Here is a 17,078-nt window from a genome sequence, read left to right on the forward strand (position 1 = left end):
CCTGAGGTCCGCGACACAACGGACGGACCCGTGTTTAAACGTCGCAATCGCCGCAGTCTGGGCCAGGTGGCCGGGGCGCTGATTTATCCAAAAGGCGGCTGGGGCCGCGCCAGCACCTATGTGATGCACCGCATGCGCCGCCTGCCGGATCAGCCGCACCGCATCGCGCGCGGCTTTGCCTGCGGGGTGTATGTGTCCTTTACCCCGTTGTTCGGACTGCATTTTCTGCTGGGCGCGTTGATGGCATGGGTGATCCGCGGCAACATCATCGCATCCGCATTAGGGACATTCGTGGGCAACCCGCTGACATTTCCGCTGATCGCGGTCGTGTCGATCGGGCTGGGGCGGTATCTGCTGGGCGTGCCGGGCGATCTGTCGCCGCAAATGATTTTCTATGAATTTTCAGGGGCGACGGCGCAGCTGTGGCACAATGCAACATCGCTGTTCGGCCCGGAAACCGCGCAATGGGACCGGCTGGCGGTGTTTTTCCAGAACCTGTTTTTGCCGTATTTGGTTGGCGGGTTGATCGTCGGGATCCCGGTCTCGGTCGCGTTTCATTATATGACGGTTCCGGCGTTCAAGGCGTATCAGCGGCGGCGTCAGAAAATTATGGCGGATCGGATTAAACGCGTAGCGGCTGGGGGCAAGACCGGGGGCCAGCCCCCGGACCCCCGGAGTATTTCGGCACAGAAGAAGCCCGGGGATCAGTAACCCCGTTCGCGGTCCACGAGGTGACGGATCGGCTGGCCTGACATCGCGCGGCGCAGGTTGTCGGCGACGGTCAGCGCCGCCGTTTCGGGGCGGGTCGCGGCGGCGATATGGGGTGTGACGGTGATCTGCGGATGCGTCCAGAACGGATGATCGGCGGGCAGCGGTTCGGTCCGAAACACGTCCAGCACCGCGCGGGCGGTTGGGTTTTGCGCCAGCATCGTGGTTAACGCGGCCTCATCCATCAGCGTGCCGCGCCCGGGATTAATGATCCACGCGCCTGCCGGAAGCAGGGCCAGACGCGCCGCGTCCAACAGGTTTTCCGTGTCCGGCGTGGCGGGCAGCAGGGTGATCAGAAGATCGGTGCGGGGCAGCAGGTCGTTCAGATCGGTTAACGGGTGTGTAGGAAAACCGGGGACGGGGTGGCCCGAGCGGTTGGCTCCGACAACGTCAAAGCCCACCCCCGCCAGCATCCGCGCCGTCGCCTGCCCCAATTCGCCCATGCCCAGCACCACCACCCGGCGCGCGGCGGCCAAAGGCGGCGTGTGGTCGCGCCACACCCCATCCTGCGGGTAGCTGTCCATCCCCAGATGCGCGCGCAGCGCCCAGCCGGTGCAATATTCCGCCATCCCCTGCGCCAGCCCCGGATCGACCATGCGCGCCAGCGGTTGCGTCAGCGTAGGATTCGTGACGATGCGTTCCACGCCCGCCCACAGGTTTTGAACCAGACGCGCGCGGGTATAGGGCGCGAAATCCGTAATATCGCCGCTGGGGGCATAGATGATCGCGTCGAAGCTGGCCGGATCGCCGGTTTGGTGCAGGTCCATTTCCGGGCAGGCCGCGCGCAGATGCGGCGCCCAGTCGTCCCATCCGGCTGCGCTGAACCGGACCTTCATCGTGGCCTGTGGACATGCGCGGACTGCACCAGCCCAAACCCCAACAGCAAGATCATCAGCGACGTCCCCCCATAGCTGACCAGCGGCAGCGGTGACCCTTTGGCCGGCAGCATCCCCATCACCGTTGCCATATTGATCGCGAAATACAAGAAAAACGTGCCGCTGATGCCAATGGTGATCAGGCTGGCGAAGCGGTCACGATTGGTTAACGCCGAATAGAGGCAGAAGCCCACGATCAGCATATACAGGATCAACAGGGACGATGCGCCGACAAAGCCAAATTCTTCGGCCAAGACGGTAAAGATAAAATCGGTGTGCTTTTCGGGCAGAAAGTTCAGCCGCGATTGCGTCCCCTGCATAAAGCCGCGCCCGGACCAGCCGCCGGAACCCAGGGCAATCTGGCTTTGAATGATGTTGTATCCCGCACCCAGAGGGTCGGCGGTCGGGTCCAGAAAGGTGTCGATGCGGCGGAATTGGTAATCCTTCAGCAGTTGCCAATCGGTGCCACGGCTGTTCATCACCGCTGCAACCAGCCCCACCCCCATGCCGATCACCGCGCCGAAATACCACAGCGACACCCCGGCGGCGAACATCACAATCGCCCCCCCGGCCACCAGCATGATCGAGGTTCCCAGATCAGGCTGGATCAGCACCAACCCCGTCGGCAGCAGGATCAGCACCACCGGCACAATCACCCATAGAGGCCGCGACACCTTGCCAATATCCAGCCAGTCGTAATAAGCGGCCAGCAGCAGGACCAGCGAAATCTTCATCAATTCCGAGGGTTGCAACCGCAGCGGGCCAATGTCGATCCAGCGTTGCGCGCCCATACCGATGGTGCCGAACAGTTCGACCCCCACCAGCATCAGGAAACACACCACATAGGCCGCGACCGAGATTCCGCGCCAGAACCACATCGGCACAAAGGCCAGCAGCATCATGATCACCATGCCCACGGCAAAGCGATACATCTGGGGTTGCGCCCATGTCTCGACCCGGCCACCGGCAACCGATGTCAGCATCAAAAACCCGATGCAGGACACCGCCGTAATCAGAAACACCAGCGGCCAGTTCAGATACAGGATCTTGCGGATGCCGGTTGGCACCTGCGACACTTTGTAATCAAGATAGGACATTACACGCGCGTCCGTCCTGTGCGGGGCTGTTCGGGGGCGTAAAACTGCATCGCGTCGTGGCGTTCCTGCATGGCGGCGCGTTGATCGGACGGCACCGCGTCCAGCGGCGGCAGGCCATTGTTCAGCGCATACAGCAAAATATCGCGCGCCAGCGGCGCGGCGGCGGTCGATCCGCCCCCGCCATGTTCCACCACCAACGACACGGCATAGCGCGGCTTGTCATAGGGGGCGTAACACACGAACAACGCGTGATCGCGCCGGTTCCACGGCAGTTGCGCGTTTGAAATCACGCCGCGCGCGCGTTCGGCGGCGGTGATGTTGCGCACCTGACTGGTGCCGGTTTTGCCCGCCATGCGCCAATCATCGCGGATGATGCGGGACCGGCGGGCGGTGCCGCGCGCGGCGTTCATGACGGCGTCCATCCCCTGACGCGCGATGCGCAGGGTGGACGCGCTGATGTCCAGGGGCGCATATTCGGGAAAATCGCGCCGCACTCCGTCCACGGCGCGCACCAGTTGCGGTTCAACCGCGCGGCCCGACGCAATCCGCGCCGTCATCACCGCCAATTGCAGCGGCGAGGCCAGAACATAGCCCTGCCCAATGGACGCGTTCAGACTGTCGCCGATTTGCCACGCGGTGCCGTGGCGGTTCATTTTCCAATCGCGGTCGGGGGCAATGCCTTCGGCGACGGCGGACATGGGCAGGTCGTGGCGCACGCCCAGCCCCAGCTTGCGCGCCATGGCGGCGATGCGGTCAATGCCCACCCGCTGCGCCAGTTCGTAATAATAAACGTCGCAGCTTTCTTCCAATGACTTGATCGCGTCCACGGACCCATGCCCGCCGCGGCTCCAACAATGGAAACGTCGCCCGCCCAGTTCGGTATAGCCGGGGCAGAAATAGCGGGTTCCGGCGTTGATGACACCCGCCTCAAGCCCCGCCATCAGCGTCACCATTTTGAACGTAGACCCCGGCGGATACACCCCCTGCACCGTTTTGTCGGCCAGAGGCCGGTGGTCGTGATCCATCAGCGCGCGATAATTCGCCACGGAAATGCCGCGCACAAACATATTCGGGTCAAAGGTGGGCGATGAACAAATCGCGGTCAGTTCGCCGGTGACGCAATCCATCACAACAGCGGCGGCGCTTTCGTCGCCCAGCCGCTGTTCGGCATAGTTTTGCAACCCCGCATCCACGGTCAGTTGCACGGATGACCCCTGTTCGCCCTCTTGCCGGGACAGTTCGCGCATTTCGCGGCCGGTGCTGTTCACCTCGACCCGGCGGGCGCCCGCTTTGCCGCGCAGGGTTTGTTCCATCCGCGCCTCGACCCCGACTTTGCCCAGTTGGAAATCGGGCAGCATCAGCACGGGGTCGGGTTCGTCGATGCGCGACAGGTCGTAATCGCTGACCGGCCCGACATAGCCCATGACATGCGCAAAATCGCCCCGGCGCGGATAGACGCGCGACAGCCCCGATTCCGGGGTGACGCCGGGCAGCGACGGGCTGTTCACGGCAATCGCGCTGAAATCATCCCATGACAGGCGGTCGGCCAGAATGATCGGCGTGATCGCGCTGCGGATTTTGAATTCATGCAGCAATTCGTCGATGCGGGCGTCCGACATCGGCACGATCTGGGACAGGCGGCGCAGCACCGCCTCGACATCGCCGCCGGCTTCTTCGCGGGTCAGGGTCACGCGATAGTTCTGTTCATTGCTGGCGATGATGATGCCGTTGCGGTCCAGAATCAGGCCGCGCGCCGGGGGCAGCAGGCGAATTTTGATCGAATTGCCGTCCGACAGCATCCGGTATTGTTCGGCCTGATCCAATTGCATCGACCGCATTTTCATCGACAGCGCGCCCACCACGGTCAATTGCACGCCAATCAGCATCAACCCGCGCCGAGTGATCTGGCGGTTGCTGTCCAACACCTCGCGTTCGGATTTTTTCATCGCCCGACCCTTACCATCCCGATTCGGCCTGCGATGCGCGACGCAGACCAATCAGCCAACGGGCCACGAACACCACCACCGGATAGGCGGCGACCGTCGCCAGATAATTCAGCAAAACCGGCCCCAATGCGGGCAGCGGCACCATGAACACGAACAACACCACGCGATAACCGACGACCATACCGGCCATCAAAATCGCAACCCGCAGCCATTCAATCATGAATGACTGATCGCGCCAACGATGTTCACGCAGACGTGCGGATTCCGCCGCCAGCAGGGTGAACAACGCCCAAATGCCCAAGGGACGCAGCAGCAGAATATCTTCAATCACCACGGCCAGCACGATGACGGCGGCGGGCAGTTGATCGGGGCGGCGCAGCACCCAGGCAAAGATCAGCGCCAGCCCGGTATCGGGTCCGGGCCAGATCACCGGCCCGCCCGACAAAGGCAGCAGCCGCAGAAACAGGATCACGCCATAACAGGCCAGAAACAGCGCCGATCCGATCAGAACCGTGCGGGTCGGCGTCCCGTTCATGGCGCGGCGACCGGCAATTGCGGACCAAAGGCGCGGCTGTCCAGAATGATCGCGTCGCTGTCCACAACGGCCTCGGCGGGGTGGGACCGCAGGACGCGCAGAAACTCCAGCCGGTCGTAATCGGCGGCCATGCGCAGACGCATCCGGCCATCGGTGGCCTGCGCGACCTGCCCGACCAGCATCCCCGGCGGAAACAGCCCGCCATCCCCCGACGTCACCACCCGGTCGCCCGGACGCACATTGTCGGGCATTTCGATGAAATCCAGCAGCGGCAGCGCGGTGTTGTCACCGGTCAGCAGCGCGCGTTCGCCCGAGGGCTGCACCGCCACCGGAATCCGCGATGACGGATCGGTCAGCAGCACCACCCGGCTGGTCCGTTGCCCCACGCCGGAAATGCGCCCGACCAGCCCCAGCCCGTCCATGGTGGCCCAGCCCTCGATAATGCCGTCCTGCGCGCCGACATTCAGCAGCACCGATTGGCGAAAGGCCGAACCGCTGTCCACCATCACCACCCCGGTCACGCTGGTAAGCGCCGGATCAATGCGCACCTGATTTTGCGCCAGCAGTTTGGAATTTTCCTGTTCCAACTGCACGGCGGCCTCTTTCCAGGCGCTCATCCGTTGCAATTCGCGGCGAAGTTCCTGATTCTGTTCGTAAATCCGGGCATAGCTTTGAAAACCCGCCACCATTTCGACCGTTTTCGTGACCGGGACTAATGCCCATTCAAAACGCGGCACGATGCGGTCGATGATCGCCATGCGCATCTGTTCCGCGCGCGGGCTGTCAATGCGCCAGAACAGAAACAGCGCCAGCAGAGCCAGCGCCATTAATGCAATCAGAACCCGACGGATGGGGGTTGCGAAATCTGGCCCCTTGCGTGCCATCGGGCCTTAGCTTTCGTAGTCGATGACGTGGCGCAATTGCTTTTCAAATTCCAGAGCCTTGCCGGTGCCAAGCGCCACGCAGTTCATCGGCTGATCGGCCAGACTGATCGACAGCCCGGTCTGTTCACGCAGCGCCAGATCCAATTCGCCCAGCATCGCACCGCCCCCGGTCAGCATGACGCCGCGATCCACAATGTCGGCGGCCAGATCGGGCGGTGTCGCCTCAAGCGCGACCATCACGGCTTCGCAAATGGCCTGCATGGGTTCGTGCAGCGCCTCGGCCACCATGGCCTGACTGATTTCGATTTCCTTCGGCACGCCGTTCAGCAGGTCGCGCCCGCGCACCATCAGCGTGGCGCCGCGCCCGTCATCGGGCATCCGCGCAGTGCCGATGCTGGTTTTGATGCGTTCGGCGGTCGATTCCCCGATCAACAGGTTCTGATTGCGCCGAAGATAGTTGATGATCGCTTCGTCCATGCGGTCGCCGCCGATGCGAACCGAACGCGCATAAACCACGTCGCCCAGCGACAGAACCGCAACCTCGGTCGTGCCGCCGCCGATGTCCACCACCATGCTGCCGGTGGGTTCGGTGATGGGCATACCTGCGCCAATCGCGGCGGCGATGGGTTCGGCAATCAGGCCCGCCTTGCGCGCGCCTGCCGACAGAACCGACTGACGGATCGCGCGTTTTTCAACCGGAGTCGCGCCATGCGGAACGCAGACAATGATTTTCGGTTTGGAAAAGGTCGTGCGTTTGAACACTTTTTTGATGAAGTGTTTGATCATCTGTTCGGCGCTGTCGAAATCGGCAATGACGCCTTCGCGCATGGGGCGGATCGCCTCGATGCTGCCGGGGGTGCGACCCAGCATCAGTTTCGCGTCTTCGCCCACGGCCAGCACCTGACGTTTGCCGTCTTTGACGTGATACGCCACGACCGACGGTTCGTTCAGGATGATGCCTTTGCCCTTGACATAGATCAGGGTGTTGGCCGTCCCCAGGTCGATTGCGATATCGGTCGAAAACAAACCAAAGAATGCCATACCACTGTCCTTTCGCCGGTTCGCCCGGCTGCCCGTTTATCATATATCCCGCAGGACCGCCCGAATCGCCTGTCGGGCTGGCACCGTATAAAAGCCCTGCCCCCGCCGGAAAAGCCCCGTTACGTTAAGTTTTACAGGCGGGCGGGTTTTTGCGCGGCGGGGCCGGTTGCCCGGCCCCAGATGGTTCAGGCGGAATACATGCTGATTTCCTTGCTGTCCTTGCCCACGCGGTCGCGGCGCAGGATCAGACGGTTCAGCGCGCCGACATAGGCTTTGACGCTGGCCAGAATGGTGTCGGTGTCGGCGGATTGGCCGGTGACGATGCGGCCGTCTTCCTCCATCCGGACCGAAACGGTGGCCTGCGCGTCGGTGCCGGCGGTGACGGCGCCCACCTGATACACCTTCAGCCGCGCATTGTGCGGGAAAATTTCCTTCACCGCGCTGAAGCACGCATCCACCGGCCCGTCGCCCGTGGTCGTGGCTGATTTTTCCACACCGTCCACGATCATGGTCAGGTCGCAGGACACTTCACCCGTGCCGCAGATGACGCGCAGAGCCTTCACCTGCAAATGATCGTGATCGGTGTTGGCGGCCTGATCCTGCATCAGCGCCAGAATGTCGTCGTCGAACACCTCTTTCTTGCGGTCGGCAAGGGCTTTGAAGCGGACAAAGATATCCTTCAACTGGTTGTCGCCGATGTCGTCAAAGCCCAGCTCGGCCAATTTGGCCCGCAGCGCCGCGCGGCCCGAATGTTTGCCCATCGCGATGTTGTTGTCCGTGAGGCCAATATCGGCGGGGCGCATGATTTCAAAGGTTTCGACGTTTTTCAGCACGCCGTCCTGATGGATGCCGGATTCATGCAGGAACGCGTTTTTGCCGACAATCGCCTTGTTGAATTGCACCGGGAAACCCGACACCTGCGCCACGCGGCGGCTGATGCCGATGATCTTCGTCGTGTCAATTCCGGTCGAAAACGGCATGATGTCGTTGCGGGTGCGCATCGCCATCACGACCTCTTCCAAGGCCGTATTCCCGGCGCGTTCGCCCAGACCGTTGATGGTGCATTCCACCTGACGCGCGCCCGCCTGCACCGCGGCCAAGGCGTTCGCCGTCGCCAGCCCCAGATCGTTATGGCAATGCGTGGCAAAGATAATGTCATCCGCGCCCGGCACCCGTTCCAGCAACATCTGGATCAGTTCCGCCGATTCGTTCGGCGCGGTGTAACCCACGGTGTCGGGAATGTTGATCGTGGTCGCGCCCGCCTTGATCGCGATGTCCACGACGCGGCACAGATAATCATGTTCGGTCCGCGTGGCGTCCATGGGCGACCATTGCACATTGTCGCACAGATTGCGGGCATGGGTGACGGTCTGGTGGATGCGTTCGGCCATCTGGTCCATGTCCAGATTGGGAATCGCGCGATGCAGCGGCGAGGTGCCGATGAAGGTGTGGATGCGGGGGCGGCGGGCGTGCTTTACCGCCTCCCAGCAGCGGTCGATATCGGGCAGTTGCGCGCGGGCAAGGCCGCAGATGACGGCGTTTTGCGACTGGCGGGCAATGTCGGATACGGCGGCAAAGTCGCCTTCGGACGCAATGGGAAAGCCAGCCTCGATCACGTCAACGCCCATTTCGTCCAGCATGGATGCGATTTCCAGCTTTTCGTCATGGCTCATGGTGGCGCCGGGGGATTGTTCGCCGTCGCGCAAGGTGGTGTCAAAAATAATAACGCGGTTCTTATCGGTCATGTCCGTTGCTTTCGTCTGAAATGTCAGGGGGTCCGGGCGCTGTCCTGACTGAGCGGCAGCCCGGAAGCCCGCTCAGCCCAGCGTAAGCAGGGGCAGACCACGAAGAATCACAGCGCGATTCGCGCAAATCCGCGCGTCAAAAGCTGTGGCAAGGGCGTGCATCCGTGTCATGTCGCGAAATATGCCGTCTTGGGGCGCGGTTGAAAAGCACAAAAATGACCAAAGCCGCGCAAAAGTCGGATGAATCATGCTTTTCAATTTCGCGCGATGTTTCGTGCTAGGCGGATTCTATAAGACAGACGTATTAATATTTTACTACTGGGATGGAGGAAAACATGCCCCGGAAATTTCTGGTCGGCTTTGACGGCAGCGAAAGCGCGCAACGGACGTTGGATTTTGCCATCGAACGCGCCAAGGCGCAGGGCGACAGCATCCTGATTGCGCATGTGCTGGAATGGTCGCCCTACAGCTTTCTGACGCAGAGCGAACTGGCCGAACGCCATGCCCGCCGCGCGCAGGAACTGGAGCGCGCAAAGACCGCCGTTCTGGACCCGATGGTTGAAAAAATCCGCGCCGCCGGTGTGCCGGTCACAACCGTGCTGAAATACGGCAATATCGCGGAAACCCTGGTCGACATCGCGACCGAGGAAAACGCATCCATGATCTTTATCGGGCGCACGGGTCATTCCGCCTTTGCGAACCGTTTCTTCGGATCGGTGGCTGGCACGCTGGCGCAGGTTGCGCCCGTCCCCGTTGTTATCGTTCCGTAATTTTTCCTGAGGGGGGAAACACCATGAACCGCATGATGCAATCGCTGCTGTTGGCAGCGGTTACAGCCGTCATAACCGCGTCACACGCCGCGGCGCAGGGGCTGGATCAGAAAATCGACACATTCTTTGCGAAGGTCACCGGCCCCTATGTCGGGCTGATCTTTTCGGACTTTCCCGGCACCAACTTTCCGTGGATCGTGGCGTGGCTGGTGATCGGCGCGACCGTGTTCACGCTGTATTTCGGCTTTGTCCAGTTCCGCGCATTCGGTCTGGCCATCCGTCTGGTGCGCGGCGATTATTCCAACCCCAAAGACGCGGGTGAGGTCAGCCATTTTCAAGCCCTTGCCACCGCGCTGTCGGGGACCGTGGGCCTGGGCAACATCGCGGGCGTCGCCGTGGCCATCGGCATCGGCGGACCGGGCGCGACGTTCTGGATGATTGTTGCGGGCCTGCTGGGCATGGCCGCGAAATTCACCGAATGCACGCTGGGCGTGAAATACCGCAACGAATATGCCGATGGCACCGTGTCGGGCGGCCCGATGTATTACATCAGCAAAGGCTTTGCCGAACGCGGGATTCCGGGCGGCAGAGTGCTGGCCGCAGCCTTTGCCGTGTTTTGCATCTTGGGCTGTTTCGGCGTGGCGATGTTTGGCACCAACCAGACGCATGGCCAGTTGATCAACGTCATGGGTGACTTCCCCGGCTGGATCACCGGCGCGATTACCGCAATCGCCATTGGGCTGGTCATCGTCGGCGGGATCAAATCTATCGCCAGCGTGACCGAAAAGGTCGTGCCGTTCATGGCGGTTCTGTATGTCGGCGGCGCGCTGACGATTATTTTCATGAACTGGAACATGGTCGGCACCGCGTTTAACCAGATCATCACCGGCGCCTTTACCGTTGACGGCGCGGTCGGCGGGGCCATCGGCGCGCTGATCCAAGGTTTCCGCCGCGCGGCCTTTTCGAACGAAGCGGGCGTCGGTTCGGCGGCAATCGCCCATTCGGCCGTGCGCACCAAGGAACCCGTGACCGAAGGTTTCGTGTCGCTGCTGGAACCGTTCATCGACACCGTGATCATCTGCACCATGACCGCTTTGGTCATCATCATCACCGGCCAGTTGGTGACGGATCCCGAAACCGGGCTGTTCCTGCTGAACGAATCGGGCCGTCACATTCAGACCGTGACCGGCAATCAGGGCGTGGCGCTGACCTCGGATGCCTATGCCACCGTGTCGCCGTGGTTCCCCTATGTGCTGACGGTCGCCGTGATCCTGTTCGGGTTTTCGACAACCCTTGCGTGGAGCTATTACGGCCTGAAATCCTTCACCTATCTGGTGGGCGAAGGTCAGGCCAAAGAAAACATCTTTAAGGTCGTGTTCTGTTTCTTCTGCGTCATCGGCGGCGCGGCCAGTCTGGGCGCGGTGCTGGACTTCACCGACTCGGCCATTTTCTCGATGGCTGTGGTGAACATCATCGGTCTGTATCTGCTGATGCCGGTGGTGCGGGCGGAAATGAACAGCTTCCTCGCCCGTCTGAAATCGGGTGAGATCAAGACATACAAACACTGATCCCAACCGGATCGGGGTTTCAGGGGGCGGGCAACCGCCCCTTTTTTATGTCCGCTGTGGGATCAGTTGCTGCGCGGCCCCGGCCAGCAACAGCCATGCGGACGTGACGATCAAGCCCCAGATCGCCCAACTGCCGGGGTGGAAATCCACCCATGCGGCCCAGCCCGCGAACAACACCCACGCCACGGCCATGGGCAGAGACACCAGACGCCAGCGTTCCGTGCGGACCGGGTGAATGAATTTGATATTCGTGAACATCGCGACGCTCAGCGCAGTGACGATGACCAGCGACACCGCCCAATGCGGTTGCACCGCGAACAGCACCAGCACCACCATATTCCAGCAGGCCGGAAAGCCCGCAAAGGAATTATCTTTGGTTTTCATGCGGGTATCGGCGAAATACACCACGCTGCCGAACACGATAGCGATGATCGCGAACCACCCCGTCCAGCCGGTCAACAGCCCCGATTTGAACAGCGCAAAGGCCGGGATGAACACATAGGTCAGGTAATCAATGATCAAATCCATCAGAACGCCGTCATAGGATGGCCAGTTCTTGGTCACCTCATACCGGCGGGCCAGCGGGCCGTCGATGCCGTCCACGACGAACGCAACGACCAGCCACAGGAACATCAGCGACCATTGTTCTTCGACAGCGGCCAGCATGGACAGCATGGACAGAACCGCGCCAGTGGCGGTCAGCAGATGGACGGACAGGGCTTTATGACGAATTTGCATCGCCGCGTTTTGGCAGGTTACGGGCGGTTTCGCAACCTATCGCAGAATGGGCGGCCCCTTGACGCGCGGCGGCGGCGCGGGGCGTTCGGGCGGCGTCAGATCGAATTGCAGCGCGTTGCCGGGCAGTGCGTCGGCAAAACTGACATCCACGCCGCCGGGCTGATCGGGCAGAAAGGCCAAAGCCTCGGCCAGTGCTTTGGCGATTGTGGGCTGGTGGTCAGGTTCCGCGCCGGTCAGGATCAGCACATGCCCGCCCCCCTGCACGCCCGCCAAGGCCGCGCCGGAAATCAGCCCGCGCATATCGCCCAGCCGTTCGGCCAAAGGCTGCGCCAGATCGTCAACCGTCCCATCACGCGGCGCGGTCAGCGCCAGCCGCGCCTGATCCGCCTGCGGTGCCGCCGCTAACACGCCGGTCAGCCAGTCCAGCATCCCCGCATCCAGCAGCATTTCGGACGGCAGGCCGGGATTAACCAACAACCCCGCCCCCTGATCGCGCAGCAACGCCGCCACGGCCCGCCCCGGCATCGCGACATAGGCAACCGCCGCGCCAAAGAAATCGGCCAGACGATCTTCGCCGTCACAGGCAAGCGCGACCGCGCCGGTGTCCAGCGGGAACATGCGCAGCGTCATCCGGTCATCCACCGGCTCCGCCGTCAGCGCGACAAATAATTCGGTATCCGCCAGCCGCGACAGCATCCGCGCGCGCTGCGGCGCATCGGCATCGTGGAACGGCTGAACGGCCAGATCGTCAAGCGCGCTCATTCAATGATCTGACCGGCGGTGACATTGCCGACATTGCGCATCAGTTGCGCGATCAGCGAAATCTGCTGCACGCCGCCTTCGGTCACGCGGCGCGACAGAGTAATCACGCGGCCGCGTTCCAACCCAAAGCGTTCGACATTCGTCACAACGCCATTTTCGGCAAACGAAATCGCCACGACCTGGCGGTCAATTTCCTGCGGCTGCTGCGCGCCATAATGCCGCCAGCGAGACCCGACATAATACCAGCCCGACCCGGTCAACAGCCCTTGCGCCGAAGGTCGCCCAATCAATTCAGGCAGTTGGTCCGCCGTGGTTTGCCCCGGAACGACCTGCGCCAGATCAATATCGGGCGGGACATAGCCGTGATTGCGAAACACCGGCGCGCAGGCGGCAACGCCGAAAACGGCAAGCAGGGCCAGAATCATCAGGTGGCGAAGGGGATTCATCGGGGCCTCTTTCATTCGGGCGGTTGACGCGGCTGACCTTGCCTAGCAAAATCGGGGCGCGCGCTCAAGAATATCAATCACCTGCGCCCCACCTGAATGATAATGGCCCCATGACCGCATCTGAACAGCATCCCGTCCGCCTGCGCGTGGCGCATCTGAACCCGAACGCGCCGACCCCGTTTGCCCTGCGCCCCGATGGCGCGCTGCGCGCTGAAATCGCACAGGATCTGGGCATTGATGCGGTCACGCGGCTGGACTTTACCGGCGATATCCGGGCCGAAGGTCGCGACGGCTGGCATCTGCGCGCCACCCTGCGCGCCCGCGTGACGCAAGCCTGCGTTGTGACCCTGCGCCCGGTAAAATCCGACATTGACGACGCCGTGGACCTGCATTTTTCGCCCCACGCCACCACGCCCGACGGGGATGAGGTCGAAATGGGCGACGAAACGCTGGAACCGCTGGGTTCGTTCATCGACCTGACCGCCATTATGACGGAATCGCTGGCCCTGTCCCTGCCCCAATATCCGCGCGTGGATGGTGCCGAGCTGGACCAGCCCGACCCGGAACCCGAATCAGGCGACACCCGCCGCCCCTTTGCGGGTCTGGACAAATTGCTGAACCGCGACAGCTGACGCGCCGGTTCACAGGGCGGCTGTCATAAAACTGGCGCAATTTTCGGTATATTTTGCTTGTCAGCTCGCGTTTGCCGCCGTATCGCAGGGGCAGACGCGCAAAGACGAACCAGAATCGCGCCGCCGCAACCCTGTTGGGACTTGCGGTAAGGGTGATTTTGTCGTATCAGCGCGGTTCATTTGGAATTCACCTACGGGCGCTTGGTCTCTGCCGCGCACCGTCTAACCCCGAGGTTGTGACATGGCTGTCCCTCAGAATCGCGTAACCCGCTCGCGTCGTAACATGCGCCGTTCGCATGATGCTCTGGTTGCGGGTAACCCGAACGAATGCACCAATTGCGGCGAATTGAAGCGTCCGCACCACGTTTGCCCGTCCTGCGGCCACTACGCAGATCGCGAAGTGATCGCACAGGCGAACGAAGTTGATCTGGACGACGACGCGGCCTGATTTCGGCTGACTGCGCCGCCACATGACCCAGACGACGCCCAACATCGCGCCACGCGCCCCCCAAAACGGGGGCAGCGTGGTGATTTCGGTTGACGCCATGGGCGGCGATCGCGGCCCCAGCGTCGTGGTTGCCGGCATGGCCGAAAGCGCCGCGAAAAACCCGGAAATCCGGTTTATTGTGCATGGCGACGAAACCGAACTGACGCGCCTGATCGCGCGGCGTAAGGTCTTGGCCGGGCGCTGCGACATCCGCCACACCGACGGCATCGTCACGATGGAGGATAAGCCCAGTCAGGTCGTCCGCAAAGGCGCGGGCAGTTCGATGTGGTCCACCATCGAATCGGTCAAACAGGGCGAAGCGCAGGTCGCCGTATCCTGCGGAAATACCGGCGCGCTGATGGCGTTGTCGATGCTGCGTTTGCGCAAATTGCCGGGAGTGAACCGCCCGGCGATTGCGTGTTTGTGGCCGTCGCGGAACCCTCAGGGCTTCAACATCATGCTGGATGTGGGCGCCGATATTCGCGCCGACGCGCCCGATTTGCTGCAATATGCGCTGATGGGAACGTCCTATGCCCGCAACGGGCTGGGGCTGGATCGCCCGCGCGTCGGCCTGTTGAATGTCGGGACCGAAGAACACAAAGGCCGCCCCGAGCTGAAACAAGCCCATGAATTGATCGAGGCCGCCGCCGATGCTGGCCAGTTCGATTATGTCGGCTTTGTCGAAGGCGGGGATCTGCCATCCGCGCGCGTTGATGTGATCGTGACGGACGGATTTACCGGCAACATCGCCTTGAAGACCGGCGAAGGGACCGCCAAACTGGTCGGACAATTCATGAAAGAGGCGTTTGCCAATTCCATTATGTCCAAATTCGCCGCCCTTCTGGCCATGACATCGCTGAAACGCCTGCAAAAGCGGATCGACCCGCGCCGGGTGAATGGCGGCATTTTTCTGGGCCTGAACGGCACGGTCGTGAAATCGCACGGCTCGGCGGACGCAACCGGCGTGTCGGCGGCGATTAAGCTGGCCTTTACGCTGGCGAAATCGGGCTTTCAGGACAAACTGGCCGCCCGCGTGGCCCAAGGCGCCGCCGCCGCCGCCACCACAGACGAAGCGGGGTCGGTATCGTGACGCGCCGTTCGGTTATCATCGGCACCGGCCATTATCTGCCCGAACGGGTGGTCGAAAATGCGTGGTTCGAAGACAAAATCGACACCACCGACGAATGGATTCGCAGCCGGTCGGGCATCGAACGCCGCCATTTCGCGGCTGAAGGCCAGACCACCAGCGATCTGGGCATCCGCGCCGGGCGCGCGGCACTGGAACGCGCGGGGCTGACCGCCGATGATCTGGACGGGATCGTCGTTGCGACCTCGACCCCCGATTTTACCTTTCCCGCCGTTGCGACGATGATTCAGGCGGGCTTGGGCGTCAAACGCGGCTTTGCCTATGATATTCAGGCGGTGTGCGCGGGGTTTGTGTTCGCCTTGGGCAATGCCGATGCGATGATCCGCGCGGGTCTGGCCGAACGGGTGCTGGTGATTGGCGCGGAAACCTTTTCCCGGATCATGGACTGGACCGATCGCGGCACCTGCGTGTTGTTCGGGGACGGCGCCGGGGCGGTGATCTTGCAGGCGCAAGACGGCGACCGGGGCGTGCTGGCCACCGATCTGAACAGCGACGGCAGTTTGCGCGAATTGCTGTATGTCGATGGCGGCGTGTCCACGACCGGCACGGCGGGTCATCTGCGGATGCAGGGCAATCTGGTGTTCCGCCATGCCGTTGAAAAACTGGCACAAACCGCGCATACGGCACTGGATAAAGCGGGGCTGACGCCCGCTGACGTGGATTGGCTGGTCCCGCATCAGGCGAATATGCGCATCATCACCGCGACCGCGCAGAAAATGGGCCTGCCCATGGATAAGGTCGTGCTGACCGTCGCGGATCACGGCAACACATCTGCCGCGTCGATCCCGCTGGCCCTGTCGGTTGCCGACGGCAAAGGGCTGCTGAAACCCGGCCAGATCGTCGTGACCGAGGCGATTGGCGGCGGCCTCAGCTGGGGTTCGGTGGTTCTGCGGTGGTGAGGCTGGGGGCGCGGGCGCGCCCTAGCAACCGTTTGATTCTGAATAGTACTCTTGCTTTTGACCCATACAGCCGGCCAAAGAATACCAGCGAATCGCATGATGGTTCACACGTCACCTAACGCATGAACCCCAAGGCTTGCCGGCCCGCCGCTTTAATATCCGCGAAACTGACAGAATTTTCGCAGATCGAGACAATCGGCGTGCAAAAAATGCACATAACGAGACAGACGCCACCCATCCCCGCCGCAAGACGGGCAGAACCCTGCGACCCCGCCCCTTAACATCCGATATGATCCCGCGCTTTCGCCGATCGCCATGACCGGCGGGGCGTCGTCTGACGGATACCCGTCCGCTTACCCGCTGCACGTGGACCGCAGCAATCAGCCACGCCGTCCAACCCACGAGGATCACAGAACTTTTCCAGATCACCACGATGCACGACGGGATGATTTGGACAGACCGACCGATGATCGCCCCGTTCCCAACGGGGCCAGTGCATCACGCCCGTTAGCGGTTAAGGTTAACCAGCGTTCACAGATGACCACGACGCGCAGCGGAATAATCTGCGCCGGGCTGGACGGATGCCCGTCCGCTTACCAGCTGCGACGCAGGCCATATCCGGTCACCCCACGGTTTCCCGTCAATCTCCGCGCGCGACACAAACCAACTGCCGCATGGCTTTAGCCGCCGTGATTGCAAACCCTCGCAGGGCCAGATCGGCCCCACGACACCAAAAAA

Annotated in this window: 17 protein-coding genes; 7 read left to right on the forward strand and 10 right to left on the reverse strand. The window is 62.2% G+C overall.

Annotated elements, in window-relative coordinates; all coding sequences use genetic code 11:
- Nucleotides 1-30 precede the first annotated feature (30 nt).
- Nucleotides 31-711 carry a DUF2062 domain-containing protein gene (locus Q4G20_RS03310; protein ID WP_303341935.1) on the forward strand — a complete coding sequence of 227 codons (681 nt, stop codon included), beginning with the start codon at nt 31-33 and terminating at the stop codon, nt 709-711.
- On the opposite strand, the gene Q4G20_RS03315 is transcribed toward Q4G20_RS03310, so the two are convergent.
- The 7 genes from Q4G20_RS03315 to Q4G20_RS03345 all read right to left on the reverse strand — a co-directional run bounded on the left by Q4G20_RS03315 (nt 705) and on the right by Q4G20_RS03345 (nt 8,891).
- Nucleotides 705-1,604, reverse strand: coding sequence for an NAD(P)-dependent oxidoreductase (locus tag Q4G20_RS03315; protein ID WP_303341936.1), 900 nt, complete (start codon nt 1,602-1,604; stop codon nt 705-707). The two genes, Q4G20_RS03310 and Q4G20_RS03315, sit on opposite strands and share 7 nt — an antisense overlap.
- The gene (gene rodA / locus Q4G20_RS03320) at nt 1,601-2,740 is read right to left on the reverse strand and encodes a rod shape-determining protein RodA (protein WP_303341937.1); all 1,140 of its coding nucleotides are present in this window, start codon (nt 2,738-2,740) and stop codon (nt 1,601-1,603) included. Before rodA ends, Q4G20_RS03315 begins: the two co-directional genes overlap by 4 nt.
- Complete coding sequence (mrdA, locus tag Q4G20_RS03325; RefSeq protein WP_303341938.1) at nt 2,740-4,686, reverse strand: penicillin-binding protein 2; 1,947 nt, start codon at nt 4,684-4,686, stop codon at nt 2,740-2,742. The genes rodA and mrdA overlap by 1 nt, the downstream gene beginning before the upstream one ends.
- Nucleotides 4,687-4,696: 10 nt before the next feature.
- Entirely contained in the window at nt 4,697-5,221 is a 525-nt protein-coding gene (locus Q4G20_RS03330; RefSeq protein ID WP_303341939.1) for a rod shape-determining protein MreD, read from the reverse strand.
- Complete coding sequence (gene mreC, locus Q4G20_RS03335; RefSeq protein WP_303341940.1) at nt 5,218-6,105, reverse strand: rod shape-determining protein MreC; 888 nt, start codon at nt 6,103-6,105, stop codon at nt 5,218-5,220. Before mreC ends, Q4G20_RS03330 begins: the two co-directional genes overlap by 4 nt.
- Nucleotides 6,106-6,111: 6 nt before the next feature.
- Nucleotides 6,112-7,146 carry a rod shape-determining protein gene (locus Q4G20_RS03340; protein ID WP_303341941.1) on the reverse strand — a complete coding sequence of 345 codons (1,035 nt, stop codon included), beginning with the start codon at nt 7,144-7,146 and terminating at the stop codon, nt 6,112-6,114.
- A gap of 185 nt (nt 7,147-7,331) precedes the next feature.
- Nucleotides 7,332-8,891: a 2-isopropylmalate synthase gene (locus tag Q4G20_RS03345; protein ID WP_303341942.1), complete on the reverse strand. Its 1,560-nt coding sequence runs from the start codon at nt 8,889-8,891 to the stop codon at nt 7,332-7,334.
- A gap of 335 nt (nt 8,892-9,226) precedes the next feature.
- On the opposite strand from Q4G20_RS03345, the gene Q4G20_RS03350 reads away from it, so the two are divergent.
- Both Q4G20_RS03350 and Q4G20_RS03355 read left to right on the forward strand, forming a co-directional pair.
- Entirely contained in the window at nt 9,227-9,661 is a 435-nt protein-coding gene (locus Q4G20_RS03350; protein WP_303341943.1) for a universal stress protein, read from the forward strand.
- 23 nt (nt 9,662-9,684) lie between these two features.
- A complete protein-coding gene (locus tag Q4G20_RS03355) occupies nt 9,685-11,229 on the forward strand; it encodes a sodium:alanine symporter family protein (RefSeq protein ID WP_303341944.1) in 1,545 nt (514 codons plus the stop codon).
- Between the two features lie 45 nt (nt 11,230-11,274).
- On the opposite strand, the gene Q4G20_RS03360 is transcribed toward Q4G20_RS03355, so the two are convergent.
- The 3 genes from Q4G20_RS03360 to Q4G20_RS03370 are packed head-to-tail and all read right to left on the reverse strand — an operon-like array spanning nt 11,275 to nt 13,175.
- Nucleotides 11,275-11,967, reverse strand: coding sequence for a phosphatidylcholine/phosphatidylserine synthase (locus Q4G20_RS03360; protein ID WP_303341945.1), 693 nt, complete (start codon nt 11,965-11,967; stop codon nt 11,275-11,277).
- Nucleotides 11,968-12,003: 36 nt separating this feature from the next.
- Nucleotides 12,004-12,729, reverse strand: a complete 726-nt coding sequence (locus Q4G20_RS03365) for an SseB family protein (protein WP_303341946.1) — start codon at nt 12,727-12,729, stop codon at nt 12,004-12,006.
- Nucleotides 12,726-13,175: an outer membrane protein assembly factor BamE gene (locus Q4G20_RS03370; RefSeq protein WP_303341947.1), complete on the reverse strand. Its 450-nt coding sequence runs from the start codon at nt 13,173-13,175 to the stop codon at nt 12,726-12,728. The genes Q4G20_RS03365 and Q4G20_RS03370 overlap by 4 nt, the downstream gene beginning before the upstream one ends.
- A 110-nt stretch (nt 13,176-13,285) precedes the next feature.
- Here Q4G20_RS03370 and Q4G20_RS03375 point away from each other — a divergent pair, with 110 nt between their 5' ends.
- From Q4G20_RS03375 to Q4G20_RS03390, 4 genes are all read left to right on the forward strand, one after another.
- A complete protein-coding gene (locus Q4G20_RS03375) occupies nt 13,286-13,807 on the forward strand; it encodes a DUF177 domain-containing protein (RefSeq protein ID WP_303341948.1) in 522 nt (173 codons plus the stop codon).
- A 241-nt stretch (nt 13,808-14,048) separates the two neighbouring features.
- The gene (rpmF, locus tag Q4G20_RS03380) at nt 14,049-14,255 is read left to right on the forward strand and encodes a 50S ribosomal protein L32 (RefSeq protein WP_303341949.1); all 207 of its coding nucleotides are present in this window, start codon (nt 14,049-14,051) and stop codon (nt 14,253-14,255) included.
- A 22-nt stretch (nt 14,256-14,277) separates the two neighbouring features.
- Nucleotides 14,278-15,384, forward strand: a complete 1,107-nt coding sequence (plsX, locus tag Q4G20_RS03385; protein ID WP_303341950.1) for a phosphate acyltransferase PlsX — start codon at nt 14,278-14,280, stop codon at nt 15,382-15,384.
- Nucleotides 15,381-16,340, forward strand: a complete 960-nt coding sequence (locus Q4G20_RS03390) for a beta-ketoacyl-ACP synthase III (protein WP_303341951.1) — start codon at nt 15,381-15,383, stop codon at nt 16,338-16,340. The genes plsX and Q4G20_RS03390 overlap by 4 nt, the downstream gene beginning before the upstream one ends.
- The last annotated feature ends 738 nt before the right edge of the window (nt 16,341-17,078 follow it).

The sequence above is a fragment of the Paracoccus sp. (in: a-proteobacteria) genome (assembly GCF_030538495.1).
In the GTDB taxonomy this organism is placed as follows: Bacteria; Pseudomonadota; Alphaproteobacteria; order Rhodobacterales; family Rhodobacteraceae; genus Paracoccus.